We start from the raw sequence: 23,686 nt of genomic DNA, 5'->3' as shown, positions 1-23,686 counted from the left end.
CTGGCCTCGATCACGCCTGGCCGCGCGCCGTGTCGGGGCGCAGGACGTACTGCACGTCGCGCAGCTCCGCGACGAGCGAGCCGCGGTCGTCGACGAACGCGATGTCGGCCTTCGTGCGATCGCGGGCCACGATCTGCCCGCGCACCACGGCGCGCAGCGGGCCGTCGGACGGCCCCTCGGCGAAGGTGTGCAGCGCGCCCACGGACATCGGGAGCGCCGCGCCGCCGAGCACGTGCTGCGTCCACAGCGTCGCGAGCTGCAGCCCGCCGTCGAGCGCCGCCGGATCGGTCTTCCACGGCTGGGCCACCCAGCCGGCCTCGCGGAGGCCCACGACCGTCCCCGCGATCCCGTCGCGGCTCACGCCGTCGAGCTGCCGGATCACCTGGAAGTCGCGGCCGTGGAAGAGCGTGCGGCCGTCGTACAGCTCGCCGCCGGCGGGCCACGGGCCGAGCTCCGGCGCGGCCGGGCCCTTCGGGGCCACGCGCCCTTCGGGCGGCTGCATCTGGATGGTCGCCGCGTAGTGCAGCGCCCCCTGCGGCCCGCGCAGCTCCGCCGCGAGCACCGCGCCTTGGCCGTTGCTCACCTCGCGGCAGTCGACGCGGAACACCTCGCCGCCGGACTCGTAGGCCGCGAGCTTGATCCCGCGCAGGACCCGCACGTCGCGGAGCTCGGTCACGACGAGATCCGGCCGGCACGCGCGCGCGGCGCGGGCGAACCACTCGAGCGCGATCACCACCGGCACCACGGGGACGCCGTTGATGGCGTGATCGCCGAGGTAGGGGTGCGTCGTGCGGTCCGCGCGGACGGCCAGCGCGACCCGGCCGCCGTTGCCCTGGGCCGCGAGCGCCTTCGGCTCCGCGCCGAGCACGAGCTCGACCGCGCCGGGCGGGGCGCCGCCTTGCCCGCGCGCGCCGCGATCTCCCGATGCGTCGCACAGCTCGTCGAGGAGCATCTTCGCGCCCGCGGCGAGCGGGATGAGCGGCACGCCGAGCTGCGCGAAGTGGGCCTCGAGCGCCGCGTTCACCATGCCGCCTTGCCAGGGGCCCCAGCCGAGCGACTTCACCCGGCAGCCCGGGCGGCGGGCTGCCTCGGCGGCCGCGACCTTGTTCAGGACCTCGTTCGCCATCGCGTAGTCGCACTGCCCCTTGTTGCCGCCGCGCGCGGCGATCGAGCTGAAGAGGACGATCGCCTTGAGCGGGTCGCCCGCGGTCGCGCCGAGCAGGGCCCGGAGGCCGTCGACCTTCGTGCTGAACACGCGCTCGAACTGCTCGACCGTCTTCTCGGCGACGAGCTTGTCGGCGAGCACGCCGGCGCCGTGGACGATCGCCGTGACGGGGCCGAGGGCGCCGCGCACGCCGTTGAGCGCCGCGGCCACCGCCCGCGCGTCGTTCACGTCGACAGGGACGTAGATGGCTTCGCCGCCGGCGGCGCGGATCGCGTCGAGCGTCGCGCGGACCTCGCGGTTCGCGAGGATCTTCGCGACGCTCCGGCCGATCTCCGCCGGGGTCACCCGCTGGCCCGCGGAGGTCGCCGCCTTGACGAGCGCCGCCTTGAGCGCGGCCTCGCCGTCGGCGCCGCGGCAGGCGGCCGGCTCGTCCTCGAGCGCGGTGCGGCCGAGCAGCGCGAACCGCGCGTGGCTGGCCCTGGCGAGCGCGATCAGCGTCGCAGCGGTGACGCCGCGGGCGCCGCCGCTCGCCACGACCACGTCGGACGGCCCGAGGGGGAGCGGCCCGGGCTGCGCGTCCTGCCGGACGCTGCGCGGGGTGGTGCGCCGGCCGTCCGCGCGCAGGCCGATCTCGAGCTCGACGCCGCCGGACAGGAGCTCCGAGGTGATGGCCTCCGCGAGCTCGCCGTCCGAGCGGCCGGCGCGCTCGAGGTCGATCGCGCGGCAGGACGCCTCGGGCCACTCCAGCGCCGCGGTCTTCACGAGGCCCGGCAGCCCGCCGACCCAGGCTCGGTCCGAGCCCGCGAGGCCGAAGTCGCCGCCGGTGTCCTGGACCGTGACGAAGAGGGCCGGCTTCGCCGCGATCGCCTGGGCAGCGAGGAACGCCTCGCGGTGGACGGCGAGCGCCTCGTCGGCCGTGGCCAGCTCGCGCAGGCCGCCGAGGAACACGGCGCCGCGCGCGCCGCGGGGCACGGCGGGGGCGTACTCGGCGGCGATCCCGCGCGCCGCGAGGACCGCGACGAGCGCGGGGCCGATCGCGTCGTGGCCGGTGACCACGACGGTGCCTGCGTCGAAGAGGCCGGGCATCGTGAGGCCGGCGGCGGGCGCCGGCTCCTCGACGAGCGTCCACCGGCCGAGGGGCGCGGAGGCCGGCTCCTCGGCGGGCGCCGCCGGGGCAGCGCCGGCGGTGACAGCGGCGGGACCGAGGCTCGCGCGGAGGTGGTCGACGACCTGCCCCAGCGTGCGCAGCTGCGCCAGCGCCGACGCGTCGACCTCCGCCAGCCCCGGCGTCCGGTCGCGGACCGCCGACAGGATCTCCACCCGCTTGATGCTGTCGATGCCGAGGTCGCTCTCCAGCTCCATCTGCAGCCCCAGCATCTCCGCCGGGTAGCCCGTCGTCTCCGCGACGACCGCCATCACGACTCGCTCCACCTCGGCCGCGCCAGGCGCCGCGCCCGACGAGACGGCAGGCGCTGCGATAGCAGGCACGGCGGCGGCGGTGGGCGTGACGATCGCCGAGCTTGCGCTGGCGGCCGGCAGCGAGGCGCGGAGGTGATCGACGACCTGCCCCAGCGTGCGCAGCTGCGCCAGCGCCGACGCATCGACCTCCGACAGTCCGGGCGTCCGGTCACGGACCGCCGACAGGATCTCCACCCGCTTGATGCTGTCGATGCCGAGATCACTCTCCAGCTCCATCTGAAGCCCGAGCATCTCCGCCGGATAGCCCGTCGTCTCCGCGACGACCGCCATCACCACCTGCTCCACCTCGGCCGCGCCAGGCGCAGAGGCGGAAGCGACGGCAGGCGCCGCGACGGCAGACGCCTTCGCGGCGGGCGCGACGGCCGCCGGACTGGGGCTGGCAGCAGGCAGCGAGGCGCGGAGGTGGTCGACGACCTGCCCCAGCGTGCGCAGCTGCGCCAGCGCCGAAGCGTCGACCTCCGACAGCCCCGGCGTCCGGTCCCGAACTGCCGACAGGATCTCCACCCGCTTGATGCTGTCGATGCCGAGATCACTCTCCAGCTCCATCTGAAGCCCGAGCATCTCCGCCGGATAGCCCGTCGTCTCCGCGACGACCGCCATCACCACCCGCTCCACCTCGGCCGCGCCAGGCGCAGAGGCGGAAGCGACGGCAGGCGCCGCGACGGCAGACGCCTTCGCGGCGGGCGCGACGGCCGCCGGACTGGGGCTGGCAGCAGGCAGCGAGGCGCGGAGGTGGTCGACGACCTGCCCCAGCGTGCGCAGCTGCGCCAGCGCCGAAGCGTCGACCTCCGACAGCCCCGGCGTCCGGTCCCGAACTGCCGACAGGATCTCCACCCGCTTGATGCTGTCGATGCCGAGGTCGCTCTCCAGCTCCATCTGAAGCCCGAGCATCTCCGCCGGGTAGCCCGTCGTCTCCGCGACGACCGCCATCACCACCCGCTCCACCTCGGCCGCGCCAGGCGCCGCGCCGGAAGCGACGGCAGGCGCCGCGATGGCAGACGCCGCGATGGCAGACGCCGCGATGGCAGACGCCGCGATGGCAGACGCCTTCGCGGCGGGCGCGACGGCCGCCGGACTGGCGCTGGCAGCCGGCCCGGCGGCCGGCAGCGAGGCGCGGAGGTGGTCGACGACCTGCCCCAGCGTGCGCAGCTGCGCCAGCGCCGAGGCATCGACCTCCGACAGCCCAGGCGTCCTGTCACGGACCGAGGACAGGATCTCCACCCGCTTGATGCTGTCGATGCCGAGATCGCTCTCCAGCTCCATCTGCAGCCCGAGCATGGAGACGGGGTATCCCGTCTTGTCCGCGACCACGTCGAGGACCAACCGCTCGATGTCGACACGCGGCGCAGCGGCGACCGCCGCCTGCGTTGCCACGGCGACCGCAGGCGGGGTGACGGCCGTAGACACTGCCATCGGAGGCGTCGCGGCTGCGGTCTTCGCCGCCGCAACAGGCGCCGAGGCGGCCGCTTTTGCGGTGACGGCGGGCGCTGCAACCGCCACCTTCGCTGTCACGGCAGGCGCCGCCTGCGCCGGCAGCGCGACAGGCGTATGGAGCTCCCCGCCGGCACCGTTCAGGCCGTCCAGGGCCACGTTGCTCCTGCCCTCGCCGGAGCGCGCGGTCGGCGCCCCTGCGGGCCGTAGGGATGCCTCCGAGACAGGCCCCACATGCACCGGAGCGAGGAGAACCGGCGGAGGCCGTACCTCGGACACCGTCGTCGGAGCGACCGGGTACGGAGCGCCGGTCGCCAGCGCGGCAAGCCCTGAGAAGGACGCCTCGGCGGCCTGGAGAAAGGCGATGTGGCTCTCGGCCATCGTGCGCTGGTACACGCTGTGGGCTTCCGCCGTGGCGCGCTGCGCCTCCTGGTACGCGGCCAGCCACGACGCGCTCGCCGCCGGCCGCGATGCGCTCACGACAGGCGCCGGCGCGCTCACCACCGCCTGCGGCACGCTCACCACCGCCTGCGGCACGCTCACCACGGGCGCCGACGCGCTCACTGCCGAACGCGACGCGCTCACGATAGGCGCCGACGCGCTCGCCACCGCAGGCGCCGGCGCGCTCACCACGGGCGCCGGCGCGCTCACTACCGGCCGCGACGCGCTCACCACAGGCGCCGGCGCGCTCACTGCCGAACGCGATGCGCTCACCGCAGACGCCGACGCGCTCACCGCAGGCGCCGGCGCGCTCACCGCAGGCGCCGGCGCGCTCACCGCAGACGCCGACGCGCTCACCACCGGCCGCGGCGCGCTCGCCACCGCCCGCGCCGCCTCCGGCGCCGGCTTCTGCGCCGCCCGCGGCGGGCTCGCCGCCGGCAGCGCCTTCGCGCCCCCCTGCGGCGGGTACGGCTTCCCGTAGTTGCTGCCGTTGATCTGCAGCGCCAGCTTCGGCTTCGGCAGCGCCCGCGGATCGCTCGGCGCCGCGAAGCCTTCCCACAGGACCCGCGCGTCCAGCGGCACCCCGGCCACGGCGAGCCGCGCCACCGCCTCGAGCAGGCTCGTCACGCCGTGTTTGCCCTTGCGGTCGAGCGCCAGCGCCCGGTGCGGCCGGCCGCTCAGGATGTCGCCGACCAGGTTCGTCAGCACCGAGCCCGGCCCGACCTCGACGAACGTGCGCACGCCGTCCGCGTACATCCGCTCGATCTCCTCCACGAACCGCACCGGCTCCGCGAGCTGCCGCGCCAGCCGGTCGCGCGCGGCGTCGCCGCCGCCCGCGTACGGCTCGATCTCCGCGTTGCTGTACACGGGCGCCGCCGGCGCCTCGACCGCGATGCCCGCCAGGAACTCGCGGAGCGGCGCGCTCGCCTCCGCCACGAGCGGCGAGTGGAACGCCGCGGCCACGTCGAGGCGCCGCGCCTGGATCCCGACGCCCTTCAGCCGCTCCTCCGCGGCCTCGATCGCCGCGACCGAGCCCGACAGCACCACCTGCTTCGGGCCGTTGTGGTTCGCGATCACCACGCCGCCGAGGCCGAGCGCCCGCACCTCGTCGATCCCCCGCGGGACCGCGATCATCGCGCCCCGCTCCGACGACGCCGCGCCCATCAGCTCGCCGCGCCGCCGCGCCACGCGCAGGAGGTCCGCCGCGGACAGCGCGCCGGCCGCGTGCAGCGCCGTGATCTCGCCGAAGCTGTGGCCCGCGAACGCCTCGGCCCGCACCCCGAGCGCCGCGAGCAGCGCGAGGTGCGCGAGGCTCGTCGCGCCGATCGCCGGCTGCGCCCACCGCGTCTCGCGGAGCCGCGCCTCCTGCGCCGTCCGGTCCTCGTCCGAGAACACCGGCCGCGGGAACACCACCTCGTGCAGCGGCGCGTCCGCGATCGCGACGCCCGCCGCCGCGTCCCAGGCCGCGCGCGCCGGGTCGAACGTCATGAGCGCGTCCGCGCCCATCCCGACGTACTGGCTCCCCTGCCCCGGGAACAGGAACGCCACCCGCCCCGGCGCCTCCCCGCTCGCGCAGTGCACGAGCGGCGCCGAGAGCGCCTGCTCCGGCCTCGCCTCGAGGTGCGCCGCGACCTGCTCGAGCTTCTTCCTGAGATCCGCCTCGTCCGTCGCGCACAGCCCGAGCCGCGCCGGCCTCGACGCGTCGAACGAGAGCACCGACTCCCGCGCCAGGAAGCGCAGGATCTCGGGCACCTCCGCCTCCTTCGCCAGCGCCCGCGCGCGATCCGCGAGCGCCGCCGGCGTGTCCGCCGACAGGAGGAACAGCTCCGCCGGCAAGGCCCGCACCCGCCACGCCTTCGGCGCCGGGCCCGTGTACTCCTCCAGCGCCACGTGGAAGTTCGAGCCGCCGAAGCCGAACGAGCTCACCGACGCCCGCCGCGGGTGGTCCCCCGGCCGGATCCACGGCCGCGCCTGGGTGTTGAGATAAAAAGCGGTCTTTTCTATGTCGAGCTTGGGGTTCGGCTTGTCGACCTTGATGGTCGGCGGGAGCACCTTGTGGTGCAGCGCCATGATCGCCTTGAACAGGCCGGCCGCGCCGGCCGCCGCCTTGGTGTGGCCGATCTGCGACTTCACGCTGCCGAGCGCGCACCACTGGCGGTCTTCGCGCCCCGACTCGTCGAACATCACGCGCAGGCCCTCGAACTCGGCCGCGTCGCCGGCCTTCGTCCCGGTGCCGTGCGCCTCCATCAGCTCCACGGTCTCGGGGCCGTACCCGGCGGCGGCGTACGTCCGGCGGAGCGCCTTCGCCTGCCCTTCCGGCACCGGCGCGTACACGCTCTTGCTCCGCCCGTCCGAGGACGAGCCGATCCCGCGGATCACCGCGTAGACCCGGTCTCCGTCGCGCTCGGCGTCGTCGAGCCGCTTGAGCGCCACCATCGCGATGCCCTCGCCGAGCAGCGTGCCGTCGGCCTTGTCGGAGAACGGCCGGCAATCGCCCGACTTCGACAGCGCGGGCGTCTTGCTGAAGCACATGTACATGAAGGCGTCGTTCATCGTGTCGCAGCCGCCCGCGATCACGAGATCGGACTGGCCGAGCGCCAGCTCGTTGATGGCCATCGACATCGCCGACAGCGACGACGCGCACGCCGCGTCGGTCACGCAGTTCGTCCCGCCGAGGTCGAGCCGGTTCGCGATGCGCCCGGCCACCACGTTCCCGAGCAGGCCCGGAAAGCTCGACTCCTGCCATGGCACGTAGTTGCCCGCGATCTTGTCGCAGGCGCGCTTCACCTCGTCCTCCGGATACCCGAGATCCCGGAGCGCCTTCGCCCACACCGGCCGCTGGATCCGGCTCACCATCGAGGCGAGCAGCTCCTGCGCGGAGGTGACGCCGAGGATCACGCTCATCCGCTCGCGGCTCATCGACTCGAACTGCCCCTGAGCCGCGTCCTCCAGGACCCGCTTCGCCACGATCAGCGCGAGCAGCTGCGTCGTGTCCGTCGCCGGAACGATCGAGGGCGGGACGCCCCACTCGAGCGGATCGAACGGCACATTCTTGAGAAAGGCGCCGCGCTTCGCATACGTCTTGTCCGGGGCGGACGGGTCGGGATCGTAGTAGTCCTCGACCAGCCAGTGGGTGCTCGGGACATCCGTGATAAGGTCTGTCCCGGACAGGATATCGCGCCAGAAGCCGTGCGCGTCGACCGAGCCGGGGAAGATGGCGCTCACGCCGACGACGGCGATGTGCGGGATACGCGAAGACGAAGGGTGCATGAGGACCTCGGCAGGTGGTCAGGCGCTCAGGCGAGCGGGCGAGGAGTGAAGTGGAATGCGGCGCTCGGCACGGGGACGCCGTACGTCCGGAGCTGCTGCGCGCGCGTGACGACGGCCGCGCCCTCGAGCAGGTTGCGCGCGACCTGGACCGCGGTGCGGCGCGCCGGGTCCTCGAGGAACGACCCCTTGACCCAGCGGTTGAACGCGCCCATGGCCGGGCCGCACCAGATCTGGTAATCGGCGCGGCGCTTCGGGTCCCCGGCGATCGCCCACTTGCTGGACATGCCGAGATACCAGCGGAAGATCAGCGCCATCTTGTGCTTCGGCTCGCGCGCGGCGCGCTCGAGCTCGGCCGGGTCGCGCTCGGCGAAGAACCGCTCGCAGCCCGCCCACACCTCGTCGCACGACATCTGGAACAGCTCCCTCTCGATGCGCGCGCGCACGTCGCTGGGCAGCGACTCGATGGAGTCGTGGGCGACGTAGAGGTCGTAGAGCCGCTGCGCGCGGACACCGAACATCGTGCCGCGCTTGAGCACCTGGACCTGCACGCCGAGCTCGAACATGTCGGCGGCCGGCGTCATCACCACGTCCGGGAGATCGGCCTGGGCCAGCATCTTCTTTCCCTCGTCGGACAGGCCCGACTCGATGCACGACTGGTTGACCGAGCCCGTGAGCACGTACGCCGCCCCGAGCGCGAACGCGGCGGCGACCGACTCCGGCGTGGAGAGGCCGCCGGCGGCGCCGACGCGGATCGGCCGGTGATACCCGTACTTCGCCGCGAGCTCGTCGCGGACGCCGAGGATCACCGGGAACAGCGCGACGAGGGGCTGGTTGTCGGTGTGACCGCCGGAGTCCGCTTCCACGGTGATGTCCTCGGCGACCGGGAGGCTCCGCGCGAGCTCCGCCTCGTCGCGGGTGAGCCACCCGTTGCGAACGCAGGTGTCGAGGATCTCGGCCGGCGCGGGCGACAGGAAGCGCGCGGCGACCTCCGGGCGCGAGATCTTCGCGAACAGGTGGTTCTTCCGGTCGACGCGGCCGTCGGGCAAGCGCTTGACGCCGCTGTAGGCGAACCGCACGACCATCGGGTTCAGGCCCATGTAGGCGGCCGCCTCGGCCCGCCGGACTCCCCTCTTCAGGTAGAGCTCCACCGTGTCGCTCTCCAGCCTGGGCTGGTTCGGAGCGTGGATGAGGTTGCAGCCCCAGGTGGGGCCGTCCGTCCCGAGCGCCGCCGAGATCTCGTCGATCGCCTGCTCGATCCGGTGCAGCCCGAGCCCGGCGGCGCCGAAGAACCCCATCATGCCTGCCTTGGCCATCGCGATCGTGAGCCGCGTGGTGTGGATGCCGTTCGCCATCGCGCCGGCCACGTAGGGGAAGCGCAGGCCGTGGACCTCGACGAAGGAGCGGTCTCCGAGCCACTCCGGGTACAGGGCGGGCAGCGTTCCGAGGAGCGGGAACGTCGGGACCCCGTTGACCTGATCCTCGCGGAGGACAGCGCCGCCCCGGGACACGCCGACGCGCCCATCCGGCGTCTCACGCACCACGTGCACCGGCTCTCGCACGCAGGAGACGGCCTCCCGCAGATCTGTCGATGTGAACGCGGGGAGCCAGGGCCCGCTGCGCCAGATGCCGATCGGCTGGAGGCCGGCGCTGCGGATGACCTGCGGATCCTCAATCATGCTGGGCTGCCTCCTAATGACAAGCACGGCCTCTATAACACCCGTCGTGAGCGGCCCGCGGTAATGGTTCGGTCACGGCGCAACGGCGGGACGGACGCCTTCACCAGGCGATGAAAGCGCTTTCCCTCGGCTCCTGCGGGCCTGACGCGCCCTCGTGACGCACCGCGCCTTTGTTTCGTATCTGTCACACGCGCCGCAGCGCGGCGCTCACCGCACCGGCGACGGGCCCGACGCTCTAGAGAGAGTAGCCACCATCGCTGACGAGGAGCGCGCCAGTCATGGTGGCAGAGGCGTCGGAGAGCAGGAACGCGATGAGCCCGGCGATCTCGTCGGCGCTCGCGTAGCGGCCCAGGGGCGTCGACATCGCCGCCATCTGATCGAACGCGGCGCGCTCGCTGCCGGCCGTCGTGACGAGCGCCTGGAAGAAGGGCGCCTGGGCCCAGATCGGCGTCTCGACGCCGCCGGGCAGGACGCCGTTCACCCGGATCTTGTCGCGCGCCCCCTCCTTCGCCGCGACGCGGACCAGCTGCGCCGCGCCGGCCTTGGATGCCCCATAAGCACCGATCCCCGGCTCGGCCTTGACCGCCGCGATCGAGGAGACGACGACAGCCGTCCCGCCACGACCGGTCTTCCTGAGCAGACGAAGGCCCGTCCGGAGCGTCAGAAAGACCCCATCGAGGTTCACGGAGAGGACCCGCCGCCAGTCGTCAAACGACGTCTCCTCGATCGGCGCGCCGTGGGCGATACCGGCGTTCGCGACGACATGGTCGAGCCTCCCGAAGCGACCCTCGACAGCCGCCTCGATCTCGACCCACGCGGCGTCGTCCCCCACGTCGGCCTCGCGCAGCAGGAGCTCCGGCCCGCGGAGATCGCCCGCGAGGGCGTCGAGCGCGTCGCGGCGCCGATCGATCAGGACCAGGCCGGATGCGGTCTGCGACAGCTTGCGCGCGGTCGCAGCGCCGATACCCGACGCCGCTCCGGTGATGAGCGCGACTCCCTCCACCATGGGCGTACCTCCTCTCCTGTAGCACGGTGGAGCCGCCGCGCGCAGGAGCCAGTGCAGAGCTGGTGGGGTTCGTGGGGTTCAGGGCCAGTGGGACGAGGCCAGCGACGCGCAGGCCAGCGCCGCCGGGAGGGCTCGACGGGACCGACACCAGGCGCTACCACAGCGCCCAGCGGCGAGGTGAGCGGCGGATCCGACGCGCCAGCCTGCTCGGGCGTCATTTTACACGACCGCACGCGCTCGACCGCGGCGTCCCGGTGCTGAGCAGGTTTGATGTCGCCCGCGCTCGCCTTATGCTCCTGTGACGATACGACGATGAGACGTCTCTACCGCCTCTCTGCCAAGATCAGCAGGCTCCTCACGGCCCGTCGGACGCGCGAAGCACGCGCGCGGACGCCCCGTGTGGCGCCGCCGGACGAGGCCTCGACTGGCACCGCCGCCCAGGAATGGACGCCGGCGCCCGTCGACCAGCAGCAGGCGGTGCTCAAGTACGTCATCGCCAACGTCCCCCACGCCATCTTCTGGAAAGACCGTCATGGACGGTTTCTCGGAGGAAATCAGAACTTCCTCAACGACACCAACACGAAGGTGCTGGAGAACCTCGTCGGCAAGACCGATTTCGACGTGTGGGGCAGCAAGAACGCAGAGTGCTTCGTGCGCATCGACCGGGAGGTCATGGAGGGCGGCACCCCGGTCCTCGACGTCGAGGAGCCGCTGCTCCGCCCGGACGGCGAGCAGCGATTCCTGCTCACCAGCAAGGTGCCCATCCGCGACGAGCGGGGCGAGGTGACGGGGATCCTCGGGATCTACGCGGATATCACCGAGCGCAAACGGATGGAGATCGAGCTCCAGAAGGCCAAGGAGGCGGCGGACGCCGCGGCCTGCGCCAAGGGAGAGTTCCTCACGATGATGAGCCACGAGCTCCGGACGCCGCTCTCCCTCATCCTCGGACCGCTCGAGTCGCTCCTGTCCAACCGGGACGAACCGCTCTCGCTGCGGGTACGGGCGGACCTCGAGCTCATCCAGCGCAGCGGGCGGCGGCTCCGCCGGCTGGTCGACGATGTCCTCGATCACCAGAAGATCGAGGCCGGCAAGATGCAGATCGACTGGGAGGCCGTCGACGTCGGAGAGCTCGTCTCGGACATCGTGGAGGAGGCTCGCCCGGCGGCGGCGCGCGGCGGGCTCGATCTCTCGATTCACGTGGATCCCGAGCTGCGGAGGGTCCCCGCCGATCGGCGCAAGCTCGAGAAGATCGCGCTCAACCTGCTGGGCAACGCGCTGAAGTTTACCCCGCCTGGCGGGCGCGTCACCGTCGACCTGCGGGCGCTCGATGGTCTGTTCGAGCTCTCGGTCGAGGACACCGGCCCTGGCATCCCGGCGGACAGGAGACACCTGCTCTTTCGACGGTTTCAGCAGATCGACGCCTCGGCGACGCGAAAGCACGAGGGGACGGGGATCGGGCTGTCGCTGGCCAAGGAGCTCACGGAGCTCATGGGCGGCACGGTCGGCGTGGAGAGCGAGCCCGGGGTCGGCTCTCGCTTCTTCGTGCGGCTCCCGCGCGCCGCGGATTTCCTGGCGGCGCGGCGGGCGACCGCCGCGCCCGAGCCGCCGAGATCGCTCAACGGCGCGGGTGCCTTCGAGCCTCCCCCGTCGTCGGTCAACCTCCGCGGCTTCGAGGTGCCTCCGCTGCCCGCCGCGGTCGCGCCCCGCGCCGACGGCGGCGCGGAGGGGCCGCGCGTGCTCGTGGTGGAAGACAACCCGGACATGAGATCGTACCTGGCGGACATCCTGTCGGTTGGACACGAGATCGTCCTGGCGACGAACGGCCGGGAAGCGCTCGAGTCGATCGCGGCGAAGCGGCCCGATGTCATCGTCTCGGACGTGATGATGCCGGAGATGGACGGATTCGAGCTGGTCAGGCGTCTCAAGGGGGATGCCGCGCTCCGGGACATCCCGGTCCTCCTCTTGACGGCCAGGGCGAGCGGCGCGGAGGCCGTGGGGGGGCTCGACGTCGGCGCCGACGAGTACATGAGCAAGCCGTTCGACCCCCTGGAGCTCAGGGCGCGAGTCCGCGCCGCCGAGCGGCTGCACCGCGCCTATCTGGAGCTCGCGGCGAAGAACGGCGAGCTCGCGGCGGCGCTGGAGCGGCTCTCGGAGACGCAGCAGGAGCTCCTCCAGGCGGGCAAGATGGCGGCGATAGGGACGCTGGTTGCGGGGCTGTCGCACGAGATGAACAACCCGGTGTCGGCCATCCTGATGAACGCCCAGCTGCTGCTCAGGCGGCACCGGAAGGGGCATGGCCTGCCCGACGAGGCCTCGCTCCTGAAGGCGCTCAGCACCATCGAGCGGCAGGCGATCCGGTGCTCGGATCTCGTGACGGCGCTGCTCGAGTACGCGCGCGGCAAGCCGATCGGCCGGGAGCCCTGCGACGTGCGCGCGGCGCTCCGCCGCGCGGTCGACCTGTCCGCGCCGCGGGCGCGCGAGCGCAGGGTCCACCTCGAGGCGGACGGCACCTCATCGGAGCTTCCCGAGGTGCTCGTCAACGCATCGCAGCTCGAGTCGGCCTTGCTCAACGTGATAGGCAATGCGCTCGACGCCAGCCCGCACGGCAGCGCCGTGGTGGTCGAGGCTCGCCCGCTGCCGCGCGGGGACATCCACGGCGTGGAGATCGACGTGCACGATCACGGCTGCGGCATCCGCGCCGAGGACCTGAGCCGCATCTTCGAGCCGTTCTTCACGACGAAGCCGCCCGGGCAAGGGACCGGGCTCGGGCTGTCGCTGACGCACCGGTTCATCGAGGAGCACCACGGCAGCATCCGTATCGAGAGCGCGCTGGGCGAGGGCACGACGGTGCGCATGTGGCTGCCCGCGCGGCAAACGGAAGGGGCGGAGTGAGGCGAGGGAGCGCGTCCACGTCGACCACGCCGGCCACGCCGGCCACGCGGGGTCAGCTCGCCGGCGAGGCGCGGAGCTCCGCGGCGAGCGCCGCACCCAGCGCGAAGAACGCCGGACGGGCGGGCTCCGGGCCGCCGCCCAGCCGGCGCTCGAGCCGCGCCGGATCCCAGCCGCAGGCATCGTAGGTCTCCAGCGCGTGCCGGTCGCGCCTGGACAGCCGGGCCCTCGCGCCGTGGAGCGCTGCGGCCATGGCCGGCAGCACCGCGGAGAGCGCGAGGCCGGTCTCCCCCCAGTCGTCGAGCGACGATGGGCTCTCCAGCACATCGACGACGAGGCCCGTGAAGAACAGGCCGACGACGGCCTCGCAGAGGCGATCCAGCGCGCCGCGCACGGCGTCATCGCCCATCGTCCAGAGCGCCGGGTCCGGGTTGAAGTAGCCCAGGAACGCTTGCAGCATGAGCATCGGCGTCTCGGGCATCAAGAAGCGACGCTCGCCCCGCTCGCGCGACCGCCTGCGGAGCACGCGCATCATCGAGATCATGATCTCGCCGACCGCGAACCCCTGCTGCGCCTGCTCGGCGAGATCGTCGCCCATGTCCACCTCGACGCGGACCCCGGGGGCGAGCCGGGCGACGAACGAGATCCCGAGCGGGTGCACGAACAGCGTCCTCGTGGCGAGCATCTCGACGTCACGGAGGACATCCGCGGGGAGAACCGCCGCATAGGCGACGAGCGCACGCTGGACCGCGCCGGTGATGAGCGGGTCCTCGGGGACGTCGTCGACCAGGTCGCCCAGGCTCATGACCGACTCCGCATGATCGCGAAATAGCACAGCTGGACGAGGAGCGGCGCCCGCTTCGCGCCGAACGCTCTCGATGCCGCCAGCGGCAGCGCGACATCGGATCTGTCATTTATTTGCGGCGAGCGATCTGTCATTTATTTGTGACGAGAGATCTCGTCATTTATTGATGATGAGGAGGGAAGGAGGCCACGGCGCCCCGCGACCCCTCGAGCCGGCAGCGCACCGCATCAAGCTCGCCCTCGAGCCGGGGCTCGATCTGCCTCAGGCCCTCGAGCTCTCCCACCCTCTCCTTGACGGCCGAGAGCCCCTCGACGATCTGGTCGTGGCGGGCCTCCGGTCTCCACGCCGTCGCGGTAGGGGACGGGCATGGCGGCTTGGATGCCCTGGGGCGGCCGGAGATTGGCTCGGAGCCAGCGGCGCGACGGCAACGGATTTTGGCAGATCCGTCGGCGGCCGAGCGCGCGGCGTGCGCGCCGTACGGGCGCCCCTGTGTGGTAGCTTCGGCGCATGACCAGCGCGGGCGCGACGCTGCCAGTCCCGGTCGCGACGCCGCGTCGAGCCGCGTTGCGCGCCCACCTCACCGAGTTCCTGCTCGTCGGGGGCGCGACGCTCGTGCTCTTCCCGCTCGCGTGGCTCGCCCGCAGGGCCGTCGGGCTCGACGCGGCGGAGCTCGCGATCGGCTTCCTGACGTTCCACGCCGCGTCCGTGATCAACGATCCTCACTTCGCGGTGACGTACCTGCTGTTCTACAAGGACGCGAGGCGCCGCGCGTTCGGCGGCGCGTTCGCCCCGGCGCAGCGAGCCCGCTACATCCTGGCCGGCCTCCTGGTCCCGGTCGCGCTGCTCGCGTGGGCGATCGGGGCGCTCTCGACCGGCTCCGCGCGGTCCATGGGCTTCATGATCCAGCTCATGTTCCTCCTGGTGGGCTGGCACTACGTGAAGCAGGGCTTCGGCGTCCTGACGGTGCTCTCGGCGCGGCGTGGGTTCCGGTTCGGCCCCCTGGAGCGCAAGGTGATCCTCGCGCACTGCTTCGCGGCCTGGGCGTACGCGTGGGCGAGCCCGGCGGATCCAGGTAGAGAGGTCGAGGAGAAAGGCGTGGTCTACACGTCGCTCGGGCACCCGCCGGCGCTCGAGCCCGTCACCGGGCTCGCGTTCGGGCTCAGCGCGCTCGCGCTGCTCTGGGTGATCGCGCGCAGGTGGCGAATGGAGCGGCGCCTGCCGCCGCTCGCGCCGCTGGCCGGTTTCCTCATCACGATCTGGCTCTGGACGGTCTACTCGAGCCTCGACCGGCTCATGGTGTACGTGATCCCGGCGCTCCACTCCGTTCAGTATCTGTATTTCGTCTGGCTCATGAAGCGGAACGAGGCGCGCGACGCCGAGGGCCCGCCGCTGTTCGGGCGGCCGACCGGCCTGCGCCTCGGGATCCTGGCGGCGACCGCCGTCGGCCTCGGGTGGGTCGTGTTCCGCGGCGCGCCCGCGCTCTTCGACGGCGCGCACGGCGCGCTGGTGCTGAGCTCGAGCGACGGCGAAGCGATGTCCGACCTGGGACCGACACCGTACTTCGCAGCCGTCTTCGTGTTCGTGAACATCCACCACTATTTCATGGACAACGTGATCTGGCGCCGGGAGAACCCCGAGACAGCGTATCTGCTGCGACAGGACGACCGAGGCAGCGCGACCGGTTGATCGAGCGGCCCGGCGCGGCGGCGCTCCCGCCCCGGCCCTGCGAAGACCGGAGCGCCGGGCGCCCCTCGAGGCCGCTTCACGCCCTCCTCTTCGCGACCGCCCCCGCCGCGCGCGCGGCGAGCCGCGCGGCGGCCGCCGCGGCGCCGAGCGCCGTGGCCGCGACAAGGGAGAGCCGCAGCCACGCGGCGGCGACCTTCTCCGGCCGGTAATCGGGCAGGTACGGCCGGGCGGCGCGCGGCAGCACCCAGGCCTCGCTCCCGGGGCCATCGCCGCCGATCGCGTGCACCGCGCGCGCGAGGCGGGTGCCGGGATACGAGCGGCTCTGCAACCAGGGGATGAACCGGAAGAAAGGGACGTGGCCAGGCGCCTGCCGCTCCATCCAGGCGAGCGCACGCCCGAGCTCGACGGCCGTCGCGCGAGCGCCGCCGTCGCCTTCGAGGCGGCGCCATTCGCCATGGCCGGGCAGGAGCCACGCGAAGCGGAGGTGGCCAGCGCCCGCCAGCGCGACCAGGCGGCGCACGGAGCGGATCTGACGCTCCCAGTCGTTCCAGCACTGGAGCCGGAACGCCACGATCTGACCGATGCGGCGCGAGTAGGCGAGGTGGTCGCCGGTGAACAGGAAGCGGCCCCGGTACAGCAGGCACATCGAGCCCGCGGTGTGGCCGGGCTGCGAGAGCACGGCGAGCTCGGCGCCGGCGAGGTCGCCGTCGGCGAGCGGCGAGCCGTCGAGGGTCATGGGCTCGAGGCGGTCGCTGAGCTTGATCTCCACATCGGAGGTGGCCGGATTGCGCCCGTCGGCGCGCGGGTTCACGTCCGCGGCGCCGAGGACGCGGCGACACCCGGGGAAGCGCGCCGCGAACTCGGCGTGGTGCGCGGTGTGGTCACGGTGGGTGAGGAAGATCCACCGCACGCCGCCGCGCTCTTCGAGGAAACGGAAGACGGCCTCGGTCGGGCTCGGCAGGTCGACGAGCACGCCGCCGCCGGGGCGCTCGATGAAGTAGGCCGTCGCGCCCGCGTTCTCGCGCGCGGGATGGCCGAGGGCCCAGACGTCCTCTTCGATGCGGCGCGGCCAGGCGCGGAACGGGGCGCCGAGCGCGCCGGGCCGCGCGCGGCATGGCGACGACGATCGGAGGCGCAAGGCGTTGACCGGACAGGCGGCGACCGCCGAGCGCGCCGCCTCGAGGTCGGCCCGGCTCCGGGGCTGGCGCAGGATGCCGGTGAAGGCCCCTTCATCATAGGTGCCCGCGAGCACCGCGGGGCCGCGGCGCCCGACGTCGCCGTCCATGGCTTCCCAGTGCGCGGGCGCGACCTCGCCCAGGAGCTCTGGAGCGAAGTTCCTGCAAACGCCTGCACCACAGCAGGCGCGCGTGACGTGAAGTCGTCCCCAGTCTCCTTCATCGGCACCGTCGCCCTGCGCGTTGTCCATAGGCGCGCAGACTACCACGTTGACCGAGAGCAGGCATGTGCGCCGACTCGCCTCGAGCGGCCGGACGCACCGAGGCGGCCCAATGCCATGATGCCATCACCACACCACCCGATCGTCCAAGTTGCACACCACCGTCTCCTGCATCGACGACATTCGCGGCGGTGCAGCGCCGTCACATCGCTCCGGCGGCGGTCGAAGAAGGCAGCGCTGCGGCGCCTTCGAGCGAGCTCACGACGAGCACCCTCACCGCCCCCATGAGCGCGGCCACCGCGCGAGGCTGCCCCGGGCGGAGCTAGCCCACAACCTCATCCGTCCAGACGCGGAAGCTCCGCAACGTGTTCTCGCCGAAGGTCGTGGTGATCGCCACGTCGGCGGCATCGCGCCCGCGGGCGATCAGCACGCGCCCGATGCGAGGCACGTTGTTGCGCGCATCGAACGTATGCCACTCGCCACCGAGATAGGCCTCGAACCAGCCGGAGAAGTCCATCGTCCCGTGGGGAGGAGGTACGCCGATGTCGCCCAGGTAGCCGGTGCAGTAACGAGCCGGAACGTTCAGGCAACGGCAGAGCGCGATCGCGAGGTGCGCATAATCTCTGCAGACGCCTCTCCGATCGTTGAACACCTCCTCCGCCGTCTTGGTAGGGCTCGCAAACTCGTATCCGAAGGCGATGTGCCGATGAACGAAGTCGCAGACGGCCTGCACGCGACCCCAGCCGGTGGGCGACTGGCCGAACAGGTCCCACGCCGCCTCCGACAGGCGATCCGTCTCGCAGTACCGGCTGCCCAGCAAGAACACCAGCGTCTCCTCTGGCAGCGCATCGACGGGGTGTTGCTCGGCCGATGTCACGACCCGGTCCGGCGCGCCCGTGTCGTTCACCACCGCGTCGGAGGAGATCTTCAGCTGACCCGCCGGCGCGACGATACGGCTACACCAGTTGCCGAAGGCATCCCGGTAAGCTCGGACCGGGATCGACGGGCTGGTGAGCATGTGATCGGGCCGCACCAGATCCGATGCACGCGAGTAGTGGACGCTCAGCGTCAGGATCACCGGCGTCGGTCGTGGGAATTCATAGAGCAGCTCGTATCCTACGCGGATCTGCATGCGTGCACCTCGATGTGATCGCGCGGCTCCAGTCACGAGCAGGACGCAGCGAGGCACCCTGTTCCTGCGGCGCACGAGCCGCCGCGCGACGGCCGGCCGCGCCAGCTCCCCGCCGCGATGGAGCGCTCGGACGAGCTATCCCACGTCAAGCTCGATGAGCCCGCACCGCGCGACGCCGCTGCGAGCCCCTGGACCCCGAGCGCGACGAATTCTTCGGCACACGCTCGAATGGTTTACTGAAACATTCTGTACGCAGCGCCCATGTATGTCAAGAACGATCCGCCGCCGCTGACGGTCTCAACGTTCGGCTCGTCGTGATAAGGCGGCGTGCGACGTCGCTTGCGTGATGCCGTGATGCGCTATACCTGGAGCGACGCGGCGCCTGTCAGCACAGCATTGTTTCCGGTCGATGAACTCGCCCGTTACGGACTCGCCTCCACGGACGAAATCGCGTGGCATAAGAACGCGCTCGCACGAGCGACGCGGCAACGGACCTCGCGAATCGTGACCGTGAGCTGACCGCATGTGGGCCCAACCTGGGTGTACAAGCGAGCCATGGAATTCGTCGCCATCCTGATCGCCCATTCGACGCTATCGGTATTTTTCCAGACCTTCTTCCTGCACCGGTACGCCTCGCATCGGATGTTCACGATGTCGAAGCGCTGGGAACGGATCTTCCATCTCCTCACCTACGTCACGCAGGGCTCCTCGTACCTTGTGCCCCGGGCGTATGCGATTTTGCACCGCATGCACCACGCGTACAGCGACACCCCGAAGGACCCGCACTCGCCACGCTACTACGCGGAGCCAGTCTCCATGATGCTGTCGACCGCGAAGCGCTACGACGCCATCTGCGACGGCACGGCGGAGGTGGAGCCGCGCTTTCTGGGCGGCTACCCCGAGTGGCGCGCGCTCGACCGCATCGGCAACTCGTGGGCCAGCCGCCTCGCGTGGGGGACGGGCTACGCGCTCTTCTACATCGCCTTCGCCACGCAATGGTGGCAGTTCCTGTTTGTCCCGCTCCACTGGACGATGGGCCCGCTCCACGGCGCCATCGTGAACTGGTGCGGCCACCGCTACGGTTACCGCAACTTCAACAGCGACGACGACTCGCGCAACACGCTCGCCCTCGACCTCGTGACGCTCGGCGAGCTCTTCCAGAACAACCACCACAAGTACCCGCAGAGCCCGACTTTCGCGGTGCGCTGGTTCGAGATCGACCCGGCCTACCAGGTCATCCGCGTGATCGCCTGGATGGGCATCCTCCAGATGGCCGGCAGGCGCCAGGTCGCCCGGTTGGACACCGGGACCACGGGTGCCGAGGGTTGAGCTCCCCTCCCTGGAAGAGACATCTCTCATGAGGCCCGGGGCGCCGCGCCGCGAAAAAGCATCGTGCCGGTGAAATCGGTGTGTGCTCCGCCGATAAACGTGGTGCAGCGGCCGTCCTTTCTGCTATACATCGTTTGCGCACACGCAGCGCAGTTGTCGGCGATGCCGTCTGGGCCGTCGGTCCTGGAGCGGCAAGCACGGCCGTCAAGCGACGTTCGAGGCAGTTCATGTACAGCCCCGGGATGCACGCGCCTTGCGTGCTTTCCGCCTTCGGGAGAACGTCGAGATGATCCACGTGTTTACGCCCAGCATCACCGCCGCGCCGAGCAGCGCGAGGCCGGGCGACGGCCTCGTGTCGATCTCGCCGTCGCGCGTCGAGCGGACGCCGACCGTCCTGCGCGCGCTCCGGGAAGACCTCCGATCGTGGCCTCGCTTCCTCCCGAGCGCGCTGTTCGCGCTCCGCTCCGCCGGAGGCCCGTCGCCGCTCTCGGGGCAGGACGAGGGCTTGGATGGTGGCGGAGGTCGAGGCCGACGTCAGGGAAGCGCGCGCCCTGGGCGAGGTACGGACGGGAAGGCCGCGCTCGCCGATCCCGCCGCGTCCGTTGCTTCCTCCTCGCGAGCACGCGCGCTGAGCGCAGAGAGCTATAGGCCATGAAAGTGTTGTTGTCGCGGGTCGTGGACGGTGTGGAACAAAGGCTCTGCTGGCGTTTCCAGGTGCATGGGAAGAGCGATGCCATGTACGAGCCGGCGAGCGAGCAGCGCGGTCCATTCGATCGCGACAGGCAGCGGCACCTCAAGGCGGGCGAGACGTTCAAGCGGCTCGACCGTTCGGGCTCTCCCCGGAGGTACGACGGGCTCTCCTGGCAGCCGACGAGCGCGCTCGCCGGCGCAGGCCCGTGATCGCCGGCTCCGCGAGAGCTCGGCCGCCGGGCAGCCCCGGAACGACGCGTCGCACGGGAACTTGCAAGGTCCATCAACGGAGCTGTTCATCACCGCCATGTCCATCCCCCAGAAGCCAGTCGCCTCCTCCCTGTTGCTCTCCACCGCTGCCCATCTCCACTTCCGCGCCACGGCGCGCGACCGAAGCGGCTCGACGCTCGGCGTGCTCATCGACCCGTCGGGCGCTCGGCAGCACCTCGTGATCGAATCGGGCGGCGCGGAGGGCACCTGGACGCTGTCCAGCGCGGTGCCCACCGGTCACTCCTCCTTCCTTCTGTACGAGAGCGCCGCCAACGTGTTGCGCGGCGGAAACATGAGTGAGGACGGGAGCATCTCCTACCAGGGAGCGTTGTACACCATCGAGTCGTCGCTCGACGGGAATACCCGTACAGCGAAGGTGAGCGGCAGCGTGTGAGCGGTGCCATCGCCGGTCCACGGCGGACGCGCCGCGGCGGCGCGGTGATCCGGCCGCCTGGTAGGCGAACGAGGACGAAGGAGCGCGCGGGTCCGGCTGTCCGGCGTGGTGCTCGCCACGGGCCAGCTGCGGGTGGCGGGCGGTAGAAACCGCTTCCGCCGCGACGCATGGATGGGTCGCCACCTCGGCCGCCGAGGCCATGCGCTCAAGCGCGCTCGCTGGATGCAACCCCATCAACGAAGAACCGGTTAAGAACCTGTCCCGGCAGGGCTCCGGGACAGGGCGCGCCGGCGGCAGCCGGCCGAACCTGCCGCGATGCGCTCGCGGTGAGCCAGCTGCCAGGTGACGCACCGCAGCATCGCGCCGAGGGGCGCTCGGGGTGAAATCGGCGCGAAGCCCGGTGCGGCGCACCTCTCCCCTGGTGAGATGGCCGTTGACACTGAACCGATTAACACGCTTTAGTGTCGCCTCGTCACTGGCACCGTTCGCAGGGGAGAATCCATGAATCTTGTCCCGCTCAGTCCACGCGTTTATGCCGCATTCCTCCTGTGCTTGACGGCCGCCTGCGGGTCGTCGGACGAGGACACGCCGCCGGGAGGTACCTCGTCGGGCTCCTCGGGAGGCACCTCGTCGGGCTCCTCGGGAGGCGCGTCGTCAAGCGCCTCGGGAGGCACCTCGGGAGGCGCGTCGTCGAGCACGTCGTCGGGCACGGGAGGCGCGCCGGGAGACACGCCGGAGTTTCCGGACACGCCGAGGGGCGACCTCCTCGAGGACCTCTGGACGTCGTCTCGAGCCGGCAAGTTCCGGTTCGGTTACGAGAACGCCATCACGTGGGGGCTCTACGATCCGGGCACCAAGCAGTTCGTGTCGACCAACGACTGGTTCTCGAGCATGGCGGGCGCCGCCAGCCGCGGCGAGCGGGGCTGGTCGTCGGACGCCGGCGCCACCGTGGGAGAGAACCCCGGGTTGCTCGGCATCTCCCTCGACGCGATGGTCTTCGATCCCGTCCCCTGGAATCGCCGCGACGTCACCGCGGACGCCGCGGCGTACATGCTGGAGCAGCCGGGCGGGATGGTGGCCTTCGACTGGCACACGCCCCCGTGCAACTACGACATCAGCACGTCGGACTTCGCGGACGCCATCGAGACGCCGCTCGCCACCCTCTCGGTCGACGGACAGAGCGTCCCGATTCACGCCCAGGGCGGAGGTACCCCGTTCTACGCCGAGACGTACTATTCGCGATCACTCGGCTCCAGCGCGGACATCCCGGAGAACCTGAAGTGCATCTGCAAGATCGCCAACGACGTGCCGATCGAGCAGGGGACCCACGCCGGGATCTCGGCGCGCGACTGGCTCGTCGCCCACGCGAAGTACGTGGCCCAGTTCTTCCGCGAGCACGGGCTCGACGGCAAGCCGATCGTCCTCCGTCCGTTCCACGAGCACACCGGCGGATGGTTCTGGTGGGGTCAGCCCTACTGGAACTGCCAGGCCCTGCTCGACGACGATCAGGCCGTCACCGGCCCCGCCGCCTACAGCGCCGCGTACCGCACGTTCGCCGAGGCCGTCCGGAGCGAGCCGGGGATGGAGAACGTGATCTTCGCGTACTCGACGGACAAGGTGCGAAAGCTGAGCGACAGCTCGGTGACGCCCGCCGAGGCGAAGGTCAGGGATCCAGAGAGCCTCTCTCGCGACATGCTCCGGGCCCGCCTCGTCGAGGAGCTCACCGAGCTGGGCGCGGCGTACGAGAGCCCGCCCCAGGAGGCGATCGCAGCGCTCGAGAACGACGGCCAGCCGCCGTCCGCGCTGCTGGAGGAGTACTACCTCGAGGCGTACCCTGGCGACGACCTCATCGACATCCTCGGCATCGATCTCTATTACCCGTACGAGCGCGCGGCGTCGTCGGCAGACCTCGAGGACATGAAGGCGATGGCGAGCGCCGTCGCGGCGATCGGCGCGGCCAAGGGCAAGCCTCACGCGCTCACCGAGACGGGCACCTACCGGCTGCACCTCCTCCACCGGGTCAGCAAGCTCGCGGCGGGCGCGTCGCTCACGCTCTACCCGGCAGACCACGTGAGCAAGTGGCACGACACCCTGTTCGATGAGAGCCTGCGGACCGAGTTCCTGGCCAACTACGGCCTCAGCTCGGCGGGCGCCGTCGCGCTCTCTTCCGCCGAGGTGACGAGCCTGTTTCCGGACGCGGGGCAGGGCGCGCTCACCGAGGACTGGTACAACACCCACCTCCTCGATCTCGCCAAGAGCGCCGGCGTCGCTTACGCGCTGACGTGGCAGACCTACTACGACGGCAGCGACTTCGACAACAAGGCCGTCTACTACTACGTTCCCTTCCCGGGCCACCCGGAGGCGGACAACTTCCGTCGCTTCGCGGACGATCCGGCGGTCTGCTTCGGCGCGACAGCCTGCCAGTAGCCCGGCGAGGAGGCGAGGAGCGGAACGCGGACATCCGCTCTAGACGTGAAAGCTGCGTCGAGCCCCAGGCCTCGCGGTCAGGTGTCGAGGTTCAGGCGGTTCCAGGCGGCGCAGAGCCGCCGGAGCGAGGGAGCTCCGGCGGCTCTTTCACTGTCATCGTCGCCGCGGCCGAGGGCTCCCTCCCTGGCGCGCGCTGGCCT

General features: G+C 71.6%; 12 protein-coding genes. 6 read left to right on the top strand and 6 right to left on the bottom strand.

Translation table 11 applies throughout. The features are described 5' to 3' along the window. Positions 1-10 precede the first annotated feature (10 nt). The 3 genes from WME82_RS04555 to WME82_RS04545 all read right to left on the bottom strand — a co-directional run bounded on the left by WME82_RS04555 (position 11) and on the right by WME82_RS04545 (position 10,468). Entirely contained in the window at positions 11-7,786 is a 7,776-nt protein-coding gene (locus WME82_RS04555; RefSeq protein ID WP_438041818.1) for an SDR family NAD(P)-dependent oxidoreductase, read from the bottom strand. Between the two features lie 26 nt (positions 7,787-7,812). Next, positions 7,813-9,462, bottom strand: a complete 1,650-nt coding sequence (locus tag WME82_RS04550) for a PfaD family polyunsaturated fatty acid/polyketide biosynthesis protein (RefSeq protein ID WP_437744313.1) — start codon at positions 9,460-9,462, stop codon at positions 7,813-7,815. Positions 9,463-9,697: 235 nt separating this feature from the next. Next, positions 9,698-10,468, bottom strand: a complete 771-nt coding sequence (locus tag WME82_RS04545) for an SDR family NAD(P)-dependent oxidoreductase (RefSeq protein ID WP_437865992.1) — start codon at positions 10,466-10,468, stop codon at positions 9,698-9,700. 312 nt (positions 10,469-10,780) lie between these two features. On the opposite strand from WME82_RS04545, the gene WME82_RS04540 reads away from it, so the two are divergent. Beyond that, positions 10,781-13,360: an ATP-binding protein gene (locus tag WME82_RS04540; RefSeq protein WP_438041817.1), complete on the top strand. Its 2,580-nt coding sequence runs from the start codon at positions 10,781-10,783 to the stop codon at positions 13,358-13,360. Positions 13,361-13,412: 52 nt separating this feature from the next. Here the strand turns inward: WME82_RS04540 and WME82_RS04535 are convergent, their stop codons facing one another. Next, positions 13,413-14,162 carry a hypothetical protein gene (locus tag WME82_RS04535; protein WP_437865964.1) on the bottom strand — a complete coding sequence of 250 codons (750 nt, stop codon included), beginning with the start codon at positions 14,160-14,162 and terminating at the stop codon, positions 13,413-13,415. Between the two features lie 507 nt (positions 14,163-14,669). Between WME82_RS04535 and WME82_RS04530 the strand changes: the two genes are divergently transcribed. Continuing rightward, entirely contained in the window at positions 14,670-15,848 is a 1,179-nt protein-coding gene (locus WME82_RS04530) for a hypothetical protein (RefSeq protein WP_438041816.1), read from the top strand. A 76-nt stretch (positions 15,849-15,924) separates the two neighbouring features. Here WME82_RS04530 and WME82_RS04525 read toward each other — a convergent pair whose 3' ends face one another. Both WME82_RS04525 and WME82_RS04520 read right to left on the bottom strand, forming a co-directional pair. Beyond that, positions 15,925-17,274 (bottom strand): MBL fold metallo-hydrolase, encoded by a 1,350-nt coding sequence (locus tag WME82_RS04525; RefSeq protein ID WP_438041815.1) that lies wholly within the window; start codon positions 17,272-17,274, stop codon positions 15,925-15,927. 292 nt (positions 17,275-17,566) lie between these two features. Beyond that, entirely contained in the window at positions 17,567-18,376 is an 810-nt protein-coding gene (locus WME82_RS04520; protein ID WP_437865948.1) for a transglutaminase-like domain-containing protein, read from the bottom strand. Positions 18,377-18,931: 555 nt separating this feature from the next. Between WME82_RS04520 and WME82_RS04515 the strand changes: the two genes are divergently transcribed. From WME82_RS04515 to WME82_RS04500, 4 genes are all read left to right on the top strand, one after another. Continuing rightward, positions 18,932-19,705, top strand: a complete 774-nt coding sequence (locus tag WME82_RS04515) for an acyl-CoA desaturase (RefSeq protein WP_437865940.1) — start codon at positions 18,932-18,934, stop codon at positions 19,703-19,705. 651 nt (positions 19,706-20,356) lie between these two features. Next, entirely contained in the window at positions 20,357-20,605 is a 249-nt protein-coding gene (locus WME82_RS04510) for a hypothetical protein (protein ID WP_437865931.1), read from the top strand. A 97-nt stretch (positions 20,606-20,702) separates the two neighbouring features. Then, a complete protein-coding gene (locus tag WME82_RS04505; protein WP_437744303.1) occupies positions 20,703-21,059 on the top strand; it encodes a hypothetical protein in 357 nt (118 codons plus the stop codon). A 501-nt stretch (positions 21,060-21,560) separates the two neighbouring features. After that, positions 21,561-23,486: a glycosyl hydrolase gene (locus WME82_RS04500; RefSeq protein ID WP_438041814.1), complete on the top strand. Its 1,926-nt coding sequence runs from the start codon at positions 21,561-21,563 to the stop codon at positions 23,484-23,486. The last annotated feature ends 200 nt before the right edge of the window (positions 23,487-23,686 follow it).

It is taken from the genome of Sorangium sp. So ce128 (genome assembly GCF_051525245.1).
GTDB classification, from domain to species: domain Bacteria; phylum Myxococcota_A; class Polyangia; order Polyangiales; family Polyangiaceae; genus Sorangium; species Sorangium cellulosum_B.
Note: the sequence above shows the minus strand (reverse complement) of the source record. Positions and strands in the feature narration are given on the sequence as shown.